17 protein-coding genes and 1 pseudogene are annotated in these 19168 nt (G+C 58.3%); 1 reads left to right on the top strand and 17 read right to left on the bottom strand.

Annotated features, from left to right (window positions below; all coding sequences use genetic code 11):
* Both AC1U7K_RS01110 and AC1U7K_RS01105 read right to left on the bottom strand, forming a co-directional pair.
* On the bottom strand, positions 1-195 hold the full coding sequence (locus AC1U7K_RS01110; RefSeq protein ID WP_480248974.1) for a ubiquitin-like protein Pup: 195 nt from the start codon (positions 193-195) through the stop codon (positions 1-3).
* A gap of 97 nt (positions 196-292) precedes the next feature.
* Positions 293-2329 carry a sodium-translocating pyrophosphatase gene (locus tag AC1U7K_RS01105; protein ID WP_480249039.1) on the bottom strand — a complete coding sequence of 679 codons (2037 nt, stop codon included), beginning with the start codon at positions 2327-2329 and terminating at the stop codon, positions 293-295.
* Between the two features lie 265 nt (positions 2330-2594).
* Between AC1U7K_RS01105 and AC1U7K_RS01100 the strand changes: the two genes are divergently transcribed.
* Positions 2595-2843, top strand: a complete 249-nt coding sequence (locus tag AC1U7K_RS01100) for a hypothetical protein (protein WP_480248973.1) — start codon at positions 2595-2597, stop codon at positions 2841-2843.
* 45 nt (positions 2844-2888) lie between these two features.
* On the opposite strand, the pseudogene AC1U7K_RS01095 reads toward AC1U7K_RS01100, so the two are convergent.
* From AC1U7K_RS01095 to AC1U7K_RS01025, 15 genes and pseudogenes are all read right to left on the bottom strand, one after another.
* Positions 2889-3793: pseudogene (locus AC1U7K_RS01095) on the bottom strand (restriction endonuclease).
* 81 nt (positions 3794-3874) lie between these two features.
* Positions 3875-4816, bottom strand: a complete 942-nt coding sequence (locus tag AC1U7K_RS01090) for a hypothetical protein (RefSeq protein WP_480248972.1) — start codon at positions 4814-4816, stop codon at positions 3875-3877.
* An 801-nt stretch (positions 4817-5617) separates the two neighbouring features.
* Positions 5618-6811, bottom strand: a complete 1194-nt coding sequence (locus AC1U7K_RS01085; protein WP_480248971.1) for a multiheme c-type cytochrome — start codon at positions 6809-6811, stop codon at positions 5618-5620.
* A gap of 54 nt (positions 6812-6865) precedes the next feature.
* Positions 6866-8161, bottom strand: a complete 1296-nt coding sequence (locus tag AC1U7K_RS01080) for a multiheme c-type cytochrome (protein WP_480248970.1) — start codon at positions 8159-8161, stop codon at positions 6866-6868.
* A gap of 32 nt (positions 8162-8193) precedes the next feature.
* Positions 8194-8595: a hypothetical protein gene (locus tag AC1U7K_RS01075; RefSeq protein WP_480248969.1), complete on the bottom strand. Its 402-nt coding sequence runs from the start codon at positions 8593-8595 to the stop codon at positions 8194-8196.
* Positions 8596-8722: 127 nt separating this feature from the next.
* Entirely contained in the window at positions 8723-9559 is an 837-nt protein-coding gene (locus tag AC1U7K_RS01070; RefSeq protein ID WP_480248968.1) for an ethylbenzene dehydrogenase-related protein, read from the bottom strand.
* A 75-nt stretch (positions 9560-9634) separates the two neighbouring features.
* The gene (locus AC1U7K_RS01065; protein WP_480248967.1) at positions 9635-10888 is read right to left on the bottom strand and encodes an NHL domain-containing protein; all 1254 of its coding nucleotides are present in this window, start codon (positions 10886-10888) and stop codon (positions 9635-9637) included.
* Between the two features lie 39 nt (positions 10889-10927).
* Entirely contained in the window at positions 10928-11212 is a 285-nt protein-coding gene (tatA, locus tag AC1U7K_RS01060) for a twin-arginine translocase TatA/TatE family subunit (protein ID WP_480248966.1), read from the bottom strand.
* Between the two features lie 18 nt (positions 11213-11230).
* The gene (locus tag AC1U7K_RS01055; RefSeq protein WP_480248965.1) at positions 11231-12040 is read right to left on the bottom strand and encodes a tetratricopeptide repeat protein; all 810 of its coding nucleotides are present in this window, start codon (positions 12038-12040) and stop codon (positions 11231-11233) included.
* A 31-nt stretch (positions 12041-12071) separates the two neighbouring features.
* Complete coding sequence (locus AC1U7K_RS01050; RefSeq protein ID WP_480248964.1) at positions 12072-13193, bottom strand: hypothetical protein; 1122 nt, start codon at positions 13191-13193, stop codon at positions 12072-12074.
* Positions 13194-13209: 16 nt separating this feature from the next.
* Entirely contained in the window at positions 13210-14991 is a 1782-nt protein-coding gene (locus tag AC1U7K_RS01045; RefSeq protein WP_480248963.1) for a B12-binding domain-containing radical SAM protein, read from the bottom strand.
* Positions 14992-15204: 213 nt separating this feature from the next.
* The gene (locus AC1U7K_RS01040; protein WP_480248962.1) at positions 15205-16149 is read right to left on the bottom strand and encodes an ethylbenzene dehydrogenase-related protein; all 945 of its coding nucleotides are present in this window, start codon (positions 16147-16149) and stop codon (positions 15205-15207) included.
* Positions 16150-16234: 85 nt separating this feature from the next.
* Positions 16235-17194 carry a TorD/DmsD family molecular chaperone gene (locus AC1U7K_RS01035; RefSeq protein WP_480248961.1) on the bottom strand — a complete coding sequence of 320 codons (960 nt, stop codon included), beginning with the start codon at positions 17192-17194 and terminating at the stop codon, positions 16235-16237.
* 195 nt (positions 17195-17389) lie between these two features.
* The gene (locus tag AC1U7K_RS01030; protein ID WP_480248960.1) at positions 17390-17989 is read right to left on the bottom strand and encodes a 4Fe-4S dicluster domain-containing protein; all 600 of its coding nucleotides are present in this window, start codon (positions 17987-17989) and stop codon (positions 17390-17392) included.
* A 5-nt stretch (positions 17990-17994) separates the two neighbouring features.
* On the bottom strand, positions 17995-19014 hold the full coding sequence (locus tag AC1U7K_RS01025) for a hypothetical protein (RefSeq protein ID WP_480248959.1): 1020 nt from the start codon (positions 19012-19014) through the stop codon (positions 17995-17997).
* Positions 19015-19168 lie beyond the last annotated feature (154 nt).

The following is a 19168-nucleotide window of genomic DNA, read 5'->3' as shown; positions in this document are numbered from 1 at the left end:
TTACTCCCCACCCTTCTGGACATAGTTCTTGACGAACTCTTCAGCGTTTTCTTCGAGCACGTCGTCGATTTCGTCGACGAGTTTATCGATGTCTTCCTTGAGCTTCTTTCCGCTCTCAACGACCTTTGGATTCGGTTTGACCTCCTCCTTGGCCTGAGTCTCCTTGCGTTCCGGCCTCCGCTCTTGTTTTTCCATGGGAGCCTCCTGCTACAGGCGCTTGAACCTAACAATACTCCGCCACTGTAGTGGCGTCAAGCAGACGACTCCCGACGACCTGACGAGCCAGCGTCCGCTAGCGCACGATCAGGGGGATGATGAGCAAGGCTACAATATTGATGACTTTAATCATCGGATTGATCGCAGGTCCAGCGGTATCCTTGTAAGGATCGCCGACCGTATCACCGGTGACGGCAGCCTTGTGCGTCTCGCTTCCCTTCTTCCCTTGCTCTTCGATGTACTTCTTCGCATTGTCCCAGGCGCCGCCGGCGCTCGTCATGGAGATGGCCACGAAGAGCCCGGTGACGATGCTTCCGACCAGCACACCGCCCAACGCCTGCGGTCCCAGGATGATCCCGACGAGAATCGGCGACAGCACGGGAATCAAGCCGGGAACCATCATTTTCCGAATCGCGGCCTGCGTCACGATGTCCACACACGTCCCGTACTCCGGCTTGCCGGTGCCTTCCATGATGCCCTTGATCGTCCGAAACTGCCGGCGCACTTCTTCGACGATCAAGCCTCCCGCTTGTCCGACGGCCTTCATGCACAAGGAGCCGAAGAGAAAGGGCAGCATGCCGCCAAGAAACAAGCCGACGAGCACTGACGGATTCGAGAGATCGAAGCCGCCGCCCAATGGATTCGGTCCGGCGGCGGCCCGCGCGTACTCAGCAAAGAGGACGACCGCGGCCAATCCCGCCGACCCGATCGCGTAGCCCTTCGTCACGGCCTTGGTGGTGTTGCCGACGGCATCGAGGGGGTCGGTAATGTTCCGCACGTCTTTGCCGAGGTGCGCCATCTCCGCAATGCCGCCGGCGTTGTCCGTGATCGGACCGAATGCATCGATCGCAACCACGATCCCCGCCATCGAGAGCATGGAGACTGCCGCGACCGCAACTCCGTAGAGACCGCCGGCCCAAAAGCTGATCAGAATCGCCGCGGCAATCACGACGACGGGCCACGCCGTCGCCTGCATGCCGACGGCCAAACCGGCGATGATGTTGGTCGCGTGGCCGGTCTCACTCGCCTTGGCGATCTCCCGCACTGGCGAGAAGCTCTTCGAGGTGTAGTAGTCGGTAATGAACACCATCGCGAGCGTGACGATAAGCCCCAATAGCGCCGCGATGTAATAATTGCCGCCGGCCACGCCTCCCGCGCCGTCCATCATCTTCATCGTAATAGGATAGAAGGCGACCGCAGCAAGCCCGCCCGCGACGAACAGGCCCTTGTACAAGGCCGGCATGATCCCCCCGCCGGGACCGACCTTGACGAAGAGGATTCCAATGATCGTCGCCAAAATCGTCATGCCGCCGAGCACGAGCGGGTACAGGATCGGCTCGGCCGCTCCATTGAACATCGTAAAGGCCAACACCATCGCGGCGACGGTCGTCACCGCATAGGTCTCAAACAGGTCGGCGGCCATGCCGGCGCAATCGCCGACGTTGTCGCCGACGTTATCCGCAATCACGGCCGGATTCCGAGGATCGTCTTCCGGAATGCCGGCTTCCACCTTCCCGACGAGATCGGCACCGACGTCGGCCGCCTTCGTGTAGATGCCCCCGCCCACGCGCGCAAATACCGAGATCAAGCTTCCGCCGAACCCGAGACTGAGCAGCGCGTGCACCGCCTTTTCCTGCCCCGCCAATGCCGACCCAATTGCATAGAACCCGGTGACGGCCAGCAGGCCCAAGCCGATCAGCAGGAGACCGGTCACCGCCCCACCACGAAACGCGACGGTCAGGGCCGCATTCAACCCTTGATGCGCGGCCTGCGCGGTCCGCACGTTCGCCCGCACGGCGATGTACATCCCGACATAGCCCGCCGTCGCGGATGCGGCGGCGCCGACCAGAAATCCGATGGCCGTCGTCAACCCGAATTTGTCAGACCAGAAGCCGGCCAGCCACAACAACAGAAACAAGCCGACCGCCACCATGCCGACCGTGCGATACTGCCGGTTCAAGTACGCGCCCGCGCCTTCTTGAATCGCTTGTGCAATGACCTGCATGTCCTTGTTGCCCGCGTCGAGCTTGAAGACCCAGAACGCCAGGTACAGGCCGTAGGCGATGCCCGCGGCCGCCGAGACGATGGCGAACAGGACGACCCCCGTTGTCAAATCCACAGAATTCCCTCCTCGTCAGTGTACTGCTGCGTGAGGCAGGCGCACCCCCGCGCTGGATTACTCAGCGAAACGTGCCGCCCCTCGTTGAAGCAAGTGAAAGCGTGAACGATGTGAAAAGCGCGCCCATTGTATACAGGCGCACTGCAATGATCAAGCCAAAAGGCGCAACAGATCAAACGATGTGCGATGGATGGGCCGGGCAAGCGCCGTTTGCGAGGCGTCGAAGGAGTTTGTTATAGTGCGCAGCAGGAGAGACCTCGTGGGCCCGTCATACATCATCATCGAAGGGAAAACGTTCGAGAAGGAAGACCTGCCGCTCGACAACCACGTCTACAAGAACTGCCAGATGGACCACTGCCGCGTCTACTACAGCGGCGGCCCGTTCGAACTGATCGACACCCACATCACCAACTCCGAACTCATCCTCAACCAACCCGCCAAGAACATCTACTCCGCCATTCAGATTTTTAAGATGAAGTCCCCGGGCTCGAGTATTGTGGCGGAGTAGCGGCTTCGATAGAGCCTTTCTACCTAAAGCGACCGTTAGTCAACACTAGCCTTCTATGAAATAATCCAAATCAACCCTCTTCGTTTCGAATGAGCCAACTGGCGCAACACCGACATTGTTATCGATCATGAGTTGAGCCAATTGCTCCCCGTCGATTAGGACGATCTTTGAGTCGATTTTGGCGACGTAATCTTCAGCATCCTTTGTAAAGACGTCGTGATAAAAATGCCCTTTCTCGCGCGGTGACCCTGAAGCGCTCCAGCAAATTTTTGAATTTCTGGACGACCAACAGCACCCTGCCAGCGCTTGGCCTGAATGTAGATAACATCCAGACCAAGACGATCTTCGTTAATGATTCCATCAACTCCTTCATCGCCACTCCGTCCAATTGCTTGACCGGCCTCCTTCCTCGTGCCGCCATACCCCATCTTCACTAAGAGATCGACAACGAGACGCTCGAAAAACGCGGGCGAGCACTGTTGGACTGTTTTTAGAAGATCGGTGGATAAATCATCGCGGAGTTTCTGATATGCCGTTTCCAAAAGTTCGCCGGGGGTCTGAAGAATTTCCGTTTGACCTGAATCCGCTGTCCCTCCGCGTTCGCGTCGTTTCGCCCTGAACTCGATGAACTCGGGAAATTGCTCCAAGAATTTGACATTGATCTCAGATGGTTTCTTGGATAAGACGTCGCGGCCGCGCTCCGTTATCTCGAAATAGCCGCGCTTAGTAGCGCGCAACAAATCGGCTTTATTCATATATGTTCGAGCCCATGCAACGCGATTGTCGAAGGTTGGTTGCTGCCCACTCGGTAGCAGTTCTTTCCTTTCAGCGTCTGTCAGCCCAAACTTTTCAGCCAATCGTTCGATCGCCTCACGCAACGAATGTTCCTTGCCATCCTCAGCGAAACGCAGTAATGGCAGCATAATCGACTGGTAGTCTGGGATGCCCATAGCTCGGCCCTGTATTCAGATAAAGTTCAATTCCGTCTCGGTTGCCATGATTTTAAAAATGCATATCAGCAAAGATTGATTTCAACCAGAGATTTGTCGAGCTTCCTCAATTACTCGTTCAATTTGCTTTAGCCCACACACTTTCTGGCCACGTGGCAAGCCTTTCTCAAGAAGTTTTTGAAGCCGCTCACGGTTTCGGACGAATACCTTATCGTGAAATTCCGATTCGATGGCAAGGGTCCAGTATAGAGGGGCACCCCCGGGGTAAATCTGATTCCAGTGATCACTACTCCATAATTCTGCTTCAACGATGAGGCTTCGGGTTAGAAGGCCAAAGTCCAATAAAGGAATCCCTTCGTGTTCCAGTCTGACTTGAGTAGCCTGCTTTTCTGCCGCAATCTGTGTCTTAATTGCAGCATGTACCAGTTCTGTCCGAAAAGATAAGCTTTCGAAGTACACCTCAAGTGACATGTAACCATCATTATAGAAATCCTCAATGACCTCGCACAGATGCCTTGCTCGCTGATGAAGTCCTCTTTCAACGCGCAGACTGAGAAGATCAATCAGCCATCCCTCAAATTCCTCCCCGCATTCTTCGTGTAACTCACCTTGTCGAATCAGAGCGTACAAATGTTCATAGACCGCCAGCGCATGCGAGACTTTGCCGTGTTCGGAATACCATCCGGCCACTCCTACGTTCAAAGGCCATCCGAACTCAACTCGACCTACGCTCAAAAATCTCGACCACGCCGTTTTCAGTTCGCCTGCATCGACCTGAGAAAGGTCTTTGGTTGTGAAAGAGAGGCTCTCAATTAGATGATCATAATCTTTACAATCGTTGCTGGTGAAGGGTGTCTCTGCATGAACATCTTGAAAGAGATCGGAAATGAGTTGGAGCAGTTCTGTGTCAGCAGGTTTAATTGATCTCGACGAGATCTCTCGGACGCGAGCCAGGCATAGTTGACGTTTCTGCTCTCCTTCAGGGTCCGGCTCTATTTTCTGGAGAACGTCTTCTAGACTCATTTGGCTAAAAATCGATCATCTGCAGTTATGTGTTGGTGAACAGTTTATGCTGTTCCCTCTCTGAGTGCAATTAACTAAGGCAATTGATGCGGGCATCATTATCTTCACTTTCAACTACACAGGCGTGCAGCAGGCTGAAGCGAGCCTTGCCGAGAGGAGCGAAAAAGCTGCTTGCGAAGGCGCGGGGAAGGAAAGCTGGAACTGACCAAAGGCACCGCGATCGGAGATCGCGACCGGCGGGAATTCCAGAAGGACTTCCGCTACGCGCCTCCGCAAGCAGCCGCTTCTGAGGCATTGCGAGCGGAGCGGCCTGCAGCACCGTTCACCTTTCTAATCCTTTACTTCTTTCATTCTTCTCAAGGGGTGCGGCAGGGACTGGAGCGAGCCTTGCCGTGAGGAACGAAAAAGCTAGGCGGCGTCTTGCGGGATGGAAAGCGGTACTGACCGAGCCATCGCGGTCGAAGACCGTGGGCGAGAGAATACCCGAAGGCTTCCGTGCCGCGAGGCCGTAGCCAGCCGCTCCGGAAGCGCCGGAGCGGAAGGCCCTGCCCACCCCGCTCCTCGCTGTTACTTCCTTATCTTCACTTTCATCTCAAAGGGCGTGCGCAGGGCCCGAAGCGAGCCTTGCCGTGAGGAACGAAAAAGCTGAGCGGCGTCTTGCGGGATGGAAAGCGGGTACTGACCGAGCCATCGCGGTCGAAGACCGTGGGCGAGAGAATACCCGAAGGCTTCCGTCCCGCAAGACGCCGCCAGCCGTTCCGGAAGGCACCGCGAGCGAAGCGGCCCTGCCGCGCCCCGTTCCTACTTCGTCACCGGCACGTTCACGCTTTTCTTCACGATCGGGATCGGTTGGAAGGCGGGGTCTTGGGCGCCTTTTGGCGACTCGGCTTCGATGCGCTGGAGGAAGGGCGGCGGGCCGCTGACGGGAGCGTAGTTCAATGCGGCTTCGACATCGAACGAGCGCGTGTCTTTCGGAGTCGGGAAGGTAAACGTTTCCACGCGGGTTTCTTCCGGCTTCAAGACGGTATCCTCGAGCACCTTGACGGCTTGAAAATCGAAGACCGTCTTCTGCCCTTTCGCATCCGCATAGGTGCGGCCGTAAACCCGCTTGTCGGTATACACCGTTTTGAGATTTTTCCCGAGAATTGAAAGATCGAGGACGACGCTCGCCCAACCGGGGTGAGTGGTCGGCAAATTGTGCGGGACGAGGCTCTGGACCGTCACGGTGACTTTCGTCTGATCGCCCTTGATGTCGGTGGCGATCTCCAGCTTGGCCGCTTCCTGGCGGAGTTTCCCGATGCGGCCCGGAAACGTGTGGTTCGCGACCTTGCGCTTGTTCTCGCCGTTGGCCGATTCGCCGACCTGCTCGGGCATGTGGCAGGTCTGACACTCCTTGCCCGACTTCACGGCCTTACTCGTCTCCCAACTGCCGAGCAGATCATTGCTCTTGCCCAAGTTCGCCGCGGCCGGCACCGTGAGATGACAATTCAAACAGAGGTCCGATTTGCGGAACAGGTCCAATTCCATCGACTGGTGCGCCAGATTCTGAACCGCGTCCTTGTACGGACCAAAGAGTGTCTTCCCGGGCTCATACTTCGGCACCGGCGGATGGTTGGAGCGATCGATGGCTTTGATCAGGTGACATTCCGCACAACCCACACCGTCGATCGTCGGTTCGCCACCCTGCGTCTGTTGGACGAAGAGCGGCGCCTGATCCATGAATTCGTTGATCTGAGGTGAGTGGCACTTGAAGCACAGGCCTTTGTCTTTGCCGCCGGAAAACGTCAGGTACTCATCGAGGGCCGCGCGAAAGACCGGCGAGTGAATGGATTTCGAGAGCGGCGAGGTTTCCCATTCTTCGAACGCCCGTTCGTGGCAACGCTTGCACTTATTCGAGTTGGGGAACACCTTCTCGACGACGGCCTTACCCTTGGTGTCTTGCGCGAGCCCAAACTGCGCGACCAGGGCGGAGAGCGCCGCCAGAGCGGCTATCATCAGACCAATTCGCAGAGCTCTCGTCACGATCGCCGTCCCCTTTCTCTTCTTGGCCTAGAGTGCTTTGGTTCGGAACGTGAGTACGCGCGGCTGCGTGTAGTCCTCGATCACCTTGCTCGCCTCGTCGCGCTCCTTGTCGCCGGGCAAGGTCGAGAGATACGCGGCTTTCAAGTCGGGCGAGGGATCGGGGATCAACGCGTAGGTCAGGAGAGCTTCGACGGTGGCTGGCGCGTCGCCTGCGCCGACGGCGAGCGTGAAGGGAATACGCCGCGTGCTGCCACCTTTGACGAGTGGTTCGGGAATCGGTCCGCGCAAAATCTCTTCATAGGACAAGCCAAAGCGCTTGACCTCCGACACGAGCGTCCGTCCCTTCGCATCCTTCACGGAAATCGTAATGAAAAACTGTTTGAGCACCGGGTCCCCATCAGGAAAACTATGCGGCAAACTGCCTGTCCGCACCAACACCGTCCCCTCGATCTTGTCCTTTCCTTTTGCCACGTCGATGTCGAGCCGGGGCATCCACTCGGCCTGCAGATTTCTATTCCGCAACATGATGCCCGGGATCACGACGCCTCGGAACCAGTGCCGCCCGATCGATCGCGTCATGGCGCCCCGCTTCGAGGTCGAGCTTCCCGTCGACGGCTCCATATGGCAATCCTGACACACCGTGCCCTGCAGGATCTCGCCGGGCAGATCGCGGCGTGTGACGTCCTTCACCTTATCAAAATGGCACGAGGTACAGTAATTGGCGCCTCGAAACAGGTCTGACTGCTCGGATGGATGGACGAGGTTCTCCTCGGGATCGTTATATGGGCCGTACAGCGTCTCGCCGGGTTTGAGCTTGAACGTGGGCGGCGGTCCCGGATGGTCTGCGACAGAGCCGATCAAATGGCACGAGGCGCAACTGATGCCTTCGACATCGACCTTCCCCGACAGCACCTGTCGGTTGATCTTGTCGACATGCTTCGGAAAGACGGTGACGGCGGGCACATGGCAGGAGAGGCATTGCACACGTTGCTCGGGCGTGGGATTCGTCTTGAGCCATAGGCCCAACACCGTCCGGAACACCGGAGATTCAAGTGATGTCCCATGGAGCAGCGCCGCATCGACCCGGCCGAACGTCTTGAGGTCCGGCGTCTGCTCGCGCATGCCCTTCCATTCTTCATAATGCCGGTCGTGGCACTGCTTACAATCCTCTGAGCGGATGAAGACCTTTTCGATCTCGGCAACCCACGGTTCCGGTTCTTGGCCGTTCGCTTTTTGAGCGGCCGCCTTTTCCTGGAGCAGGGCGGCGCCGACACCGATCAGACTGCACAGCCCGAGCGCCGCTACGATGTGTCGAGTCCTCATGCTGTTCCGTTCGCTCGGCCCTGGTGCGCCGCTCAGTCCCGCTTGCACCCGACGAAATGAAAGTTCAGGACCCCGCCGACGCCCTGCGTCTCCGGGTCGGCCGGCTCATAGGTCCCGACCGTAAAGTTGCACGTCGGCATGGCGCGCTTCAGCGCCCGCCCAAAATCTTTCAGCGTCCGGACTTCTTCTTTGTCGATTTCTTTGATCACCGCGCGCACCTTGATGCCCGCCAAATCGGCCGGTGTGCCGCCGATCACTTCAAAGACGACGACGCCTTCCGGCTTCTGCATCTTGAGCTCTTTCTGGATTTCTTCATCCACCGGGCCCACGACGATTCCGAACTGCTCGCCCAGCGCGAGCACCTCCTCCTCCGTCATCTCGCCGTTCTCCCCTGTCGCTCCCGATGCCACAGGCAGCGGCAGAGAGATCGTCACCCAAGCCAACAGAGTTATGAAAAAAGCCCTACCCATGCATGGGAGGGCTCGGCCTCGACCTATCATCCTCTCGGTTGCCATGGCTCTGCGATCAGCCGTCGAGAGGCTTCGGTTGCACGTTCGCCCCTCACACTTGCGTCACAGGATCAATCAGGAGTTGAAACCAGGGAGCCACGGCCTTCTGCCCGTTGCGCTCTTTGTTTTCGCCGTTCCAGATCGCAAAGGCGATGGTCTGAAGACGACCCGGCTCGAGCCGCGCTTCGTTCTCCATATCGGTACTGGCGAGCGGCCGACGAATCACTACGCGCCACATGCCGTCTTTCCAAATGGCCTTTCCCTGGACGCGCCCTTGCGACTGCTTACTCGTCAGGGTGCTGAACCCGCCCCCGATCAGGTCTTCGACCGATGAGGCACGACGCGGGATCACTTCAAAGCGTCGCACTTCGCCTTCGCCCTTTCGCTCGCTGGTCCGTGCGGCGCGCCGGTCGACATCGCTCTGCCAGTCCGCCTTCCAATGCCAAATATTGATGTAGTGGTCGAGTTGCCCCATGCAAAAGAAGGCCGGCGCATCACCGAGCGGGAAGCCGATGGCTGCGCCGTCGCGAAACGTCCCCGGCGTCAAGCGGTCGTTCTTCGTATTGTCCTGCCACTCCAGCAGGAATGCGATGTCGGTGCCGTTGTGAATCGAGCGAACCGTGAGGGATCGCGCCGCGGGCTCCGGCCAGACGGGCCGTGTGATGACCTGGCCGCTCAACGGCAGCGTCAGCGGGCTGACCTTCTCCCATGCAGGATCGTCCGGTGTGATGGGAATGGTACCGGGAAGGAAATGCGACCGAATGACGAGTCCTTGCGAACTCACCATCGGCACGCCGAGCGCGCCGAGCACCGACGCAACGATCAGAATCGCCAGGAAGAGAGGAACGACTGAGTCTTGTCCGTCACGCACCCGTTGCCATCGTCCCATCGAGACCTCGCACGAACCGAACGCCCATGCGATCGGAGCCGCCGAACCGACTCGGAGCGGATCAGCGGTTGCGCCCTACCAGAGTTTGACACGGCGGACTTTGTTCTCGCCGCGCTCGCAGATGTACAACGCCCCGTTGCTCGCCAGCGCAAGCCCGACGGGAGAATTGACGACCGCCTCGACGGCGAGGAGGCCGTCGCCATGTTTGAGCTGTCCCGCGGATTCCTTGGCGACGAATCGCGCCGCGCCGCATCCGCCCATATTCTTATCTTCGTACCCGCTGTCACCGCTGCCGGCCACCGTCGTGATGACGCCGGTCTGCGCGTCGACCCGCCGCACGCGATGATTCATCGTGTCCGAGATGTACGCGTTGTCGTGAGAGTCGAAGATGATCGCCTCCGGCGCGTTGAGCATGGACTTGACGGCCGGTTTTCCATCTCCATCCCAACCGTAGCGGCAGACGCCGGCGAGCGTCGAAATCACGCCGGTATACTTGTCGATTTTGCGCACGCGATTGCTGCCCTTGTCCACCACGTACACATGGCCTTGGCTGTCAGTCGCGATCCCGACCAGATCGTAGAGCCGTGCGTCCATGGCCGACCGGCCGTCGTCGAGATAGAGCGACAGATCGAGGCCATCGGAGCAGACGGGCATCAGCCAGCCGTGATCGTCGCTGAAGTCGATCCCGATCGCATCACCGGACAGCACGACGAGGTTTCTGGCCACCAACGGCTGTTCGCGGGCATCATCCTCCGCAGACCAGGTGCCCGCAATTGTCGTCACTATGCCGGTACGCGGATCGTAGCGGCGCACGCGATGGGCCTGTGTGTCGGCGATGTACAGGACGTCGTCGGGATCGAACGCGATCGCGCCCGGCCAGGTGAGATTCACTTCGAGCGCGGGACCGTCTCCATTGAGCCCGTGCTGCCCGGTCCCGACCACCGTCGTGATGATGCCGGTGTCGCGATCGACACGACGAATTCGGTTGCTGCCGGAATCGCAAATATACAGGTTGTTTTCGGAATCGAAGGCGACGTCGAGCGGGAGATAGAGACCCGCTTCGCCGCACGGTCCGCCGTCACCGCTGTAGCAGGTCTCGCCGATGCCGGCGAAGTTGTAGATTTTCCCTTCCTGCACATCGACACGACGAACGCGGTCTGATCCGGACTCGGCGATATAGAGATAACGCTCCTCTTTATCCAGCGCGACGTGATGCGGCAACGGAATCCCGGCCTTGACGGCCAGCTTTCCGTCCCCCGTGCTGCGTGCCTTTCCGTTGCCCGCAAACGTTTCGATGTGCCCGATTGCGAGTTCGAGCTCCGTACCCATTGTGCCCCCGTTCGATGCCAGAGAACCGGACTTCGCGCGTTACCCCTTCTGGGCGGGCTGCGGTTCGGCCATGGCCATTTGAACAGGAGGTGCGACGGGTGCCGGCTGCGCGGTCACTTGCGGCGGCGGTGGCGTCATCTCCGGCTGCGCTTGCGCCTGTCGGGCTTCGGCCTCGAGGGCGTCGGCTTCGTGCACGGACTTCTTAAAGCCCTTGATCGCCTTCCCGAGACCTTCGCCAAGCTGCGGCAGCTTGCCGGCGCCGAAGATAATCAGCACGATGACCAAGATGAGGATCAATTCCGTAAAACCGATGCTCCCAAACATGGATACTCTCCTTTATGGCTATGCAGACCGTCCGCTTTCGCGGGTCCGCTTCGCAAAACGCTCCTTGAGCCGTTGCCGGGTCTGCTCGGCCTGCTCGAACATCTTGCACTTGTCGTAAGTGCTGATCAAGTTGTAGTAGGCCAGCGGCTCGTCGGGGTTATGCTCGACCGCCTCCTCCATCACCTTGATCGCCAAATCCGTCTTCTTGTGGTTCAGCGCAATCTCCATCAACTTGAAGCTGGCCTCGAGGTGCCGCGGGTCCAGCTCGAGTGTCTTCAGGTAGCACTGCATCGCCATGTCGATGGTGTTGTAATCGGAGACGGCAGGATTATCCAGCTCCACATAGACGCCGGCTAGGTTGTACCACGCAATCGGATCCTCCGGCGTCACTTCGACCAAGCGTTCATAGTATTTGCGCGCGTCCATGAACAGGCGCTTGTCGGAATAGACACGACCGAGATTGAACAGCGCGAGCACGTCGTCGGGGTAGACTTCCAAGGCCTTCTTGAATTGAGCCTCGGCTTCATCAATCATCCCCTTGGTCCCGTAGATCGTCCCGAGATTCGAATAGTACATGGCGAGCGAACGGTTCATCTCCAGGCGCAGCGCTTCGGCCATCTCGATCGATTTCTTGACCTCGTTCAGCGCGTCATCGAGCCGCCCCTTGCTGAAATAGAGTTCGCCCAGGCGGCACCGCGCCTGGAAATCCTCGCCGTCGGTCGCCAATAGCTTTTCGAGTTCAGCGATCTCTTCGTCCGGCGACAAGGGCCGTTCCTGCTCGCTGATCGCGCCACCCGCTTCCGCCTGCGTCACGTTCTGCTGATCCATGGTCCTCGTTCCTCTTTCACTGCTGAGTTACCTAAATCCGCTCGCCCACCATTGTGCCCGGCGTGTTCATGAGCGGCGTTTGTCCGACAGACTCGGAGACCTTGATCGCGAGCCGCTGCCGGTCCGCATTCAACAACAACAGTCCCAAGACCACCATCAACGTTAGATGCGACAATTGCAGCGCGTAGCCGGCCATGAACATGAGGGCGAGACCGTACCCCGCGAGCCGCCCCATCGACACCTGCTTGATCACGGCGTACGACCATCCAAACAAGCCCGCCACATAAAAGGCGAACGGGAGATAGAACGTGTAGCCCATCCCCATTTGAAAAATCCACCCGATCCCCTCTCCCGCCTTCCGGATCGAATCGGCCAGTGTTCGATCGTACAGCCCGAGGACATAGTCGAGTAGCAGAAGGCCCGTGAAAATCGAGGCCGCGGTAGCGGCAACGATCCACGTGCGGCGCCGTTGCCGCCTATTGGTCGTCCGCCACGACACCCCGCCATAGGCCCAGAACGCCACGATGCTCGAGAGCACCATCAACGCTTCGCCGATCCGGTTCACTTCGTGCGCGAGCGGCGGCGCATCAAGGATTTCCCAAAACCCGTACATCGTTGAGATGGTCTGATAGTACAGCCAACCGCCGATCCCGAGCACGAAGGTCAAGAGCATCACACGCTGGGCGATCGACTCATGGCTCTTCAGATACTGACCCGCCAGGATCACGAGCGCGACCGTCGTCACGAGATTGTAGGCAATCGGGGCGAGCATGGTCGGCGGCAGGAACAAAAAGACGATCGTGAGCACCAGGAGCAGCGAGACGGCGCCGACGAGCAGCGTCTCCGACATTCGACGGCCCAGGTGCTTGGCTTTCACGATGAGCAGCACGCCCAGACACAGGAACACGAGCAGCGACACGACGTTCAACAGCGTAAACCCGATCGACGACAGTCCCTTGAACAGGAGTCGGATCCAGTCGTATTGCGCGGCAAGCTTGCTCAAATGCATCCCGAGCCGAGACACCAAGCGATAGAGGACGAGTTCCAGAAACGCCGCGACGAGGAGGAATTTGAGCGCGTATTCGAACAGGAGCCCCTGCTCGTCGACTCGCCCGACGGCCTTTTCTGAGACAGCGACGTTGGATGCGCTCATCGTCCGTCCGTTGAGCTTAGGACCCCGCCGGCTGCGCGACCTGCCCGGCCTGGGCTTTCGCGCGAGCGATGTACAGCAATCCGTCCGCCATTGAATAGTTGAACGGCAGCTCGCACACCACCTCGCTCACCTTCTCGTACACATATTGGTAGAGGCGCTCGGCCTGGTCCGGCGCCATCCCGCCTTGGACTTCGTAGAAGAAGCCCAGGCTCAAGTCCTCTGACGCCGGCCGCATGATCCGGCGAATGCCGTAGCCGCCCGGATCGCTCATGATCGGCGCTTCCTTCTCGAGGTCGAACAAGCAGGGTTGGCAGGAGAACCCGTACGACGAATTCAGCCGCGTGTTCTGCACCACGAAATTCATCGTCTCCAGCGCTTCTTCTTCCGTCTCGGTGGGGAAACCCACGATGATATAGCAGTGGATCGCGATGCCGAGGTCCAAACAATCCTCGGTAATCCGACGGACGCTCTCCTGCTTGATGCCCTTCTTCATGAAGTCCATCACCCGCTGGTTGAAGGACTCCAAGCCAAAGACGATCTTCAGACACCCCGCATCCCGCATCAGCGTCAACAGGTCCCGGCCGAGATTTTTCTCGAACCGCATCTCGCAGGTCCATTGCAGATTCAGGCGACGGTCGATCAACTGCTGACAGAGGCGCTTGGTCGGCGACAGCGCGAGGCACTCATCAGTGAAGAAAAAGAACGGCGTGTCGTACTTTTCCGAGAGCATCTGCAGATCGTCCACCGTCTTGGTGGGATCTTTCTGCCTGAAGTTCTGATGGTCCAGTGTCAGCGCGCAGAACGCGCAATCCTTGTAGTAGCAGCCCCGGGAGAATTGCACCGGCAAGACCGTCTCGGGCGCCAGATAACGGCCGAGTGGAAACCCATCATAATTCGGCGCCGGCAGATCGTTGATGTTCTCCGAGTAGAACGGCTGATTGACGACGATGCGTCCATTCTGCCGGTAGATGAGATTCGGGACCTTCGTCATGTCGCGCTTGCCGTCCAACTGATTGACCAGTTCCAGCAGCGCCGTTTCACCTTCGAAGACGATGATGTCGTCGGTCAGATCGAATAACCCGGGACACCGCCTCAGATTGTCCACGAGACGGGTGAAGATGCTCCCGCCGATCGTCACGTGGATGTCCGGATTCGCCTCTTTAATGAGGCGACAGAGGGTCAAGCCGGGAATGATCTGAGACGTGGCCGTAATCGAGACGCCGATCAGATCCGGCGCGGAGTCGAGAATTGATCCCACGAACCGGTCGCGAAACAGATCGAGATAGGGATTCTGTTCCTCGTCCTTGATCGCCTTGAGCAGATCTTTCGATGAATAAATGGAATACGTACTGAATTGATTGTCGACGACCGTCATGCGGGTCGGAAAGTAGAGCGTTGATACGACCTCGAGCCATTTATCGATCAAGAAGAGACTATCGCGGTACTGCTCGATGTCGTAGAAGTTTTCGCCGCGCAATGTCTCCTTGGCGAGGTCCAGCCGATCGATGAGATAGGGAAGCCGGCTCAACGACTCGACCGCCCGCGCATAGTGCTCCTTGCTATTCGGCCCGGACTCTCCCTGATGTCCGCGCTCGAGCTGTTTGACCTTGTCCAGCAGTTTTGCGTGGATGTCACGACCGTAGTCAGGGGTCAGAATCATATCCAGCGCTTCGATGTTCAGGTCACGCTGGGACACGGATGTGATGCCGGCCTGGTTCAAAAACCCCGTCACTGACGGCAAGCTCAAGTACGGCTGAGACGGGTGCCAACTGGGGGGGAACAACAGAGAGATTTTCACGATAAGTCCTTGGAGTTCAAACGGCTGAGCGCGTCAACAGCCGCAAAGAGATTGTATTTTATACACCCTCCAATCTTTCCAATGCAACCGCAGTAGGCGAGAACGGACGGCTGAACGGGCGGCGAAGTGAGCGAAAGCAAAAGGCCCCGAGCTTGCCTGACGGACAGGAAGCTCGGGGCCCGTTGTGGTCGACTAACCCTGCTCAGCGCCGCATCACGGCAGCTTCAGAGTGAACCAGGTTGAAATTCCCTTCATGCCGTTGCGCTCGACGTTGCTGCCATCCCAGACGGCGAAGGCAACCGGCACCGACATACCCGGCTTGAACTGCACATCGTTCGGGTCGTTGGTCGCCAGCGCGCGCTTCACCACAATGCGCCAGGTTGGACCGACGCAGCAGCCACCCTTGATCGATCCGGCCGGCTCCCACAGACCGTTGCCGATCACGTCTTGGTGTGCTTGTGTGGTCAGCGTGCTGAAGCCGTTGGCATTGAGATCCTCAACGGAGCTGATCCGGAGCGTGGGATCAGACATGATGTTGCCGGACCAGATGCCGGGGTTGAAGGGCCCAAGGCTGCGACCGATCCGATCGGGGTATGTCACGCCGCCCGCCGGCTCTTCAAAGTAGTAGTCCCAGAAAATACCGGGGTACTGGTCGTCCACGTCCCAGAGGCCCGCGCTGTCCTTTCCGATATCCTTCTGCCACTCAGCATTCCACCGCCAAATGTTCACCGTTCCACCCGACTGCCCCATACACTGGAACGGCGGTGCTCCGGACGTATTCACGGGGAATTGAATCGCAGCCTGATCGCGGAAGTCCTGCGGCCCAATCGTCGTATCATTCTTCGTCTGATCGGCCCAATCCAGCCGGAAGCCGAGTTCCTTCCCGTTGGTCACGGCCTTCACGAACACCGATTTCACGGCGATGTTCGGGTGCATCGGTGTGGTAATCGTCTGTCCGCTCAATGGAACCACGACGCCCGGCACGCCTTCCCAGATCGGATTCGCGCCGTCCATCGGGATCGGCCCCTTGATCGCCTTCACCGGAATGGTCACCGGCTGGCTGACCGCAAGAGGCACCTGGCCGATCGTCAGCATGACACCGACGACTAGCGCAGAGAGGAGAATGCCAAACACCAATTTTTTATTCCGTGTCTGCACCACTCTCATAAAATTATGCCCTCCCCGATTAAAGATTAAGAAAACTGCTTGACAATATAGCCCCTCAACTCGCCGTCTCCGCAGGTCAGGCCGTCCCAACCGGTCCGGATTCGTCCTTCTCCTTATGATCCATAAAGGATTGCGCACCGACCTCGTTCAAGAGGATATTCAACTCATTCCCCTGATCCTGCGCTCCGCACTCGTACGTCTGACCTTCAGGGGCATTGAAGGTGGCGGGGCGATAATCTGCTTCCGAATAAGGCTGCGGAGTGACACCGAGATACGCCGCGTCGAAGTCCATCCAATCGGCTGTGAAATCGGCCATGTAACGGAACAGGCCGGAGTCCGCTTTCTTGGCCAGCATCTTGGAGAACAGCGGGACCCACCGGCCGATGTGCTCCTTGACGAATTTCTTCTGCGCATCGACGACGATTTGCGTCTTATCGGAGCCATCGTGGCACCTGGCATAGCTTTCCTTGTAAGCCAGGAAGTGCATGAACTCCAACTCCACGCTCAGGTGGTCCATCCGCTCGTGGATATCGCGCGACAACTCCACGCCGAACGCTTTGTAGAATCCCGCGATGTCGCCCATCGTATGGGCCTGACCAAAGACGTGATCGTTGCCGAAGAGCGTTTCGTAGGGAGGACAATCGAGGGTAATGACGTTGCTGAAGACTCGGCGGTGCTCGGACTGGAGATCGGCCAGTTGCCAATTGGTACACTCCGACGACACCCATCCTTCAATATCGTCGAGCCACTTGGTGAGGGAAGCAATTTTCTTCTTCGCGCGCTCTCCGCCGATGCCGTCAAGAGACTGTGAAAGGGCGTTCAATGCGGCTCGTCCGTCCTCGACGAACTCGCCGCTCTGCAAATAGTCCAAAAACTCATCATCCTCGGGATAGAGCATGCTCCATGAAATGAGCAAATAAATCTTGCTCCGGTTCAAGGCACGTTCAACTGCCGGGGAATCTTTGAGAGCTACCGAGGAGGGAGCCGCGCTGACCGAGGAAGTGGTTGCCGTCCGTTGACTTTCCATCCTACCCATACCTCTTCTCCTTCAAGTTCGAGCTGAAAATCCGATGAGAAGCACGATCAATCGGCTTTCAAGCATCGATCTGTCGGGCAGCGGTTCGCGTATCATAGGCAAAGCCCCAAGTGATGTCAAGCATCAAGTCCTTGTCAGACAAGCCACTCGAACCGCCGTCATTATCGACAGAAAAGCCCTGTTGATCAGCCCTCATCACAAGGAGCGATTCGCCATGTGCCGGGCCGGGCGCACGACGATCGCCAGACGATCATTGACACTTTTGCACGTATATTCGCATACACCACATCCGACGCATCGTTCAGTCGAGACGACCAGACGCAGCGCGGCGAAATCCATCGAGAGCGCACCGACGGGACATTTCGAAATGCACGCATTGCACCCTTGATCGGCGGTGCACAGGCGAGAGGAGACAACCGCCGTCCCCATTCGGACGTCGCCGATCGCCGCGAGCGGCAGCAAGGCGTCCGTCGCACAGCTTTCAATGCACGGCAGATCATCACACAGCCGGCACGGCGCGCGATCGGGGAAAATAATTGGGGTGCCGTTTTTCGGGTGGGGTTGAATCGCCTCGTATGGGCACGCCTCGGTGCAGTCGCCGCATACCGTGCATCGCTCCAGAAACAGCGATTCGTCAACGGCTCCTGGCGGCCGCAACCAATCATCGCGCAGCACCGGCTCAGGTTTCTCGGTCGGCGCATCACGATGCGTGACATACTCCTGCGCGGTCTTGGCAATCGAGACAATGGAGTCTTTCAGAAAATGACGGCGACCGTAACTGGGATCCGAGGCCATGGTCGTTAGACTACGCCGTCGGCGCGGAGCTTGTACACCTCGACACACCGATCACACGCACCGTATTCGACGTCCCACCCGGGGTGATTTTCCTTGATGTATTCGAGCACGTGCTTCTCCAGCTTGTTGCCGAGATCCTCGACCCAGGAATAGGTCGGAAAGCGGCAGAGCGGACAGGGAAAGCCGGGCATGAGCATGATCTTGTTTTGCGTCTCGGGGACCTCACCGCCCTCGACTTCGACGGCGCGCTCGACCACGCGGAGCGTATCGGTCGCCATCTCGACCAATTCCGAATGGGTCAAAAAGTCGGTCTGCCACAAGCCTTCGAACACCGATTTCAATTGCGTCGGGGGAATCTTCCGATACCAGGACCGAAATTCCTTGAACCGATCCTCGCGGCTGAGCATCGGATCCTTGCCCGCACGCGCCAGCCGGCTGTCGATGTTCATGCACCAGAGGACGCGGTACCGGTGCAGGATCAGCGTCTCCTCACCCGGGTTCTGTCCCACCTTCGTATCCGGATCGTACTGGAAGTCGGGATTGAGCATGTCGGCGATGTGGGTGAGTTCGTGCCGACAGTACCGGCTCAGCGCCGGATCATAGAACCGACGGGGAATCAGCTTGATGCCAATGCCTTTGAGGCCTTTTTCCTCGAACTGTCTGGCCAACTCCTGCTCGACCGACCCCCATTTGCGAAGAATGTCGACGCCTTCCTGGTCCTCTTTCAGCACGCCTTTGACGAGCACGATCCCGATTCTTTCCTTGAGCTCGGGGAACTCTTCGAACGCATCCCGAATAATGTCCGAGAATCCCCAAATCCCAAAGAGATATTGATAGAGCTTCTTGAACTCGGCTTCCCGATCGTCCAACGAAAACTTCTCATAGATTGGATCGGCGTGCTCGTGAAATTCCTTGTAGTAGCTCGGGTCACCTTCCCGTTCGGTCTTTTCGATAAACGAATCGATGACCTCCTGCAGCAAGGCGGGCTGGAAGCGAATATCGAGGGTATGCGTGCGTGTGGCCATGGCCTTTATCCCTTAACGCGCAAATGCGCTTGCCTTGACTTGGTTTACGAGCATTTCATAAGATGAGGTCGGCCGCGGAGCAGTTGATTATAATCACCTCAAGCGTTGGCACACAAGCCCCGGCGGGGCCCAGGAAGGAAGTTACGGAGAGTTC

The sequence above is a fragment of the Nitrospira sp. Vd2 genome (assembly GCF_979581665.1).
The sequence above is the reverse complement of the archived record's forward strand: the minus strand, read 5'-3'. Positions and strand labels throughout refer to the sequence as shown.

Bases quoted from the DNA above. Each gene is read 5' to 3' on its own strand.
- AC1U7K_RS01025 (WP_480248959.1), bottom strand. From the start codon at position 19,014: ATGGCCACACGCACGCATACCCTCGATATTCGCTTCCAGCCCGCCTTG.
- AC1U7K_RS01065 (WP_480248967.1), bottom strand. From the start codon at position 10,888: ATGGGTACGGAGCTCGAACTCGCAATCGGGCACATCGAAACGTTTGCG.
- AC1U7K_RS01090 (WP_480248972.1), bottom strand. From the start codon at position 4,816: ATGAGTCTAGAAGACGTTCTCCAGAAAATAGAGCCGGACCCTGAAGGA.
- AC1U7K_RS01030 (WP_480248960.1), bottom strand. From the start codon at position 17,989: ATGGCCTCGGATCCCAGTTACGGTCGCCGTCATTTTCTGAAAGACTCC.
- AC1U7K_RS01080 (WP_480248970.1), bottom strand. From the start codon at position 8,161: ATGAGGACTCGACACATCGTAGCGGCGCTCGGGCTGTGCAGTCTGATC.
- AC1U7K_RS01050 (WP_480248964.1), bottom strand. From the start codon at position 13,193: ATGAGCGCATCCAACGTCGCTGTCTCAGAAAAGGCCGTCGGGCGAGTC.
- AC1U7K_RS01055 (WP_480248965.1), bottom strand. From the start codon at position 12,040: ATGGATCAGCAGAACGTGACGCAGGCGGAAGCGGGTGGCGCGATCAGC.
- AC1U7K_RS01070 (WP_480248968.1), bottom strand. From the start codon at position 9,559: ATGGGACGATGGCAACGGGTGCGTGACGGACAAGACTCAGTCGTTCCT.
- tatA (WP_480248966.1), bottom strand. From the start codon at position 11,212: ATGTTTGGGAGCATCGGTTTTACGGAATTGATCCTCATCTTGGTCATC.
- AC1U7K_RS01110 (WP_480248974.1), bottom strand. From the start codon at position 195: ATGGAAAAACAAGAGCGGAGGCCGGAACGCAAGGAGACTCAGGCCAAG.
- AC1U7K_RS01085 (WP_480248971.1), bottom strand. From the start codon at position 6,811: ATGATAGCCGCTCTGGCGGCGCTCTCCGCCCTGGTCGCGCAGTTTGGG.
- AC1U7K_RS01035 (WP_480248961.1), bottom strand. From the start codon at position 17,194: ATGGGTAGGATGGAAAGTCAACGGACGGCAACCACTTCCTCGGTCAGC.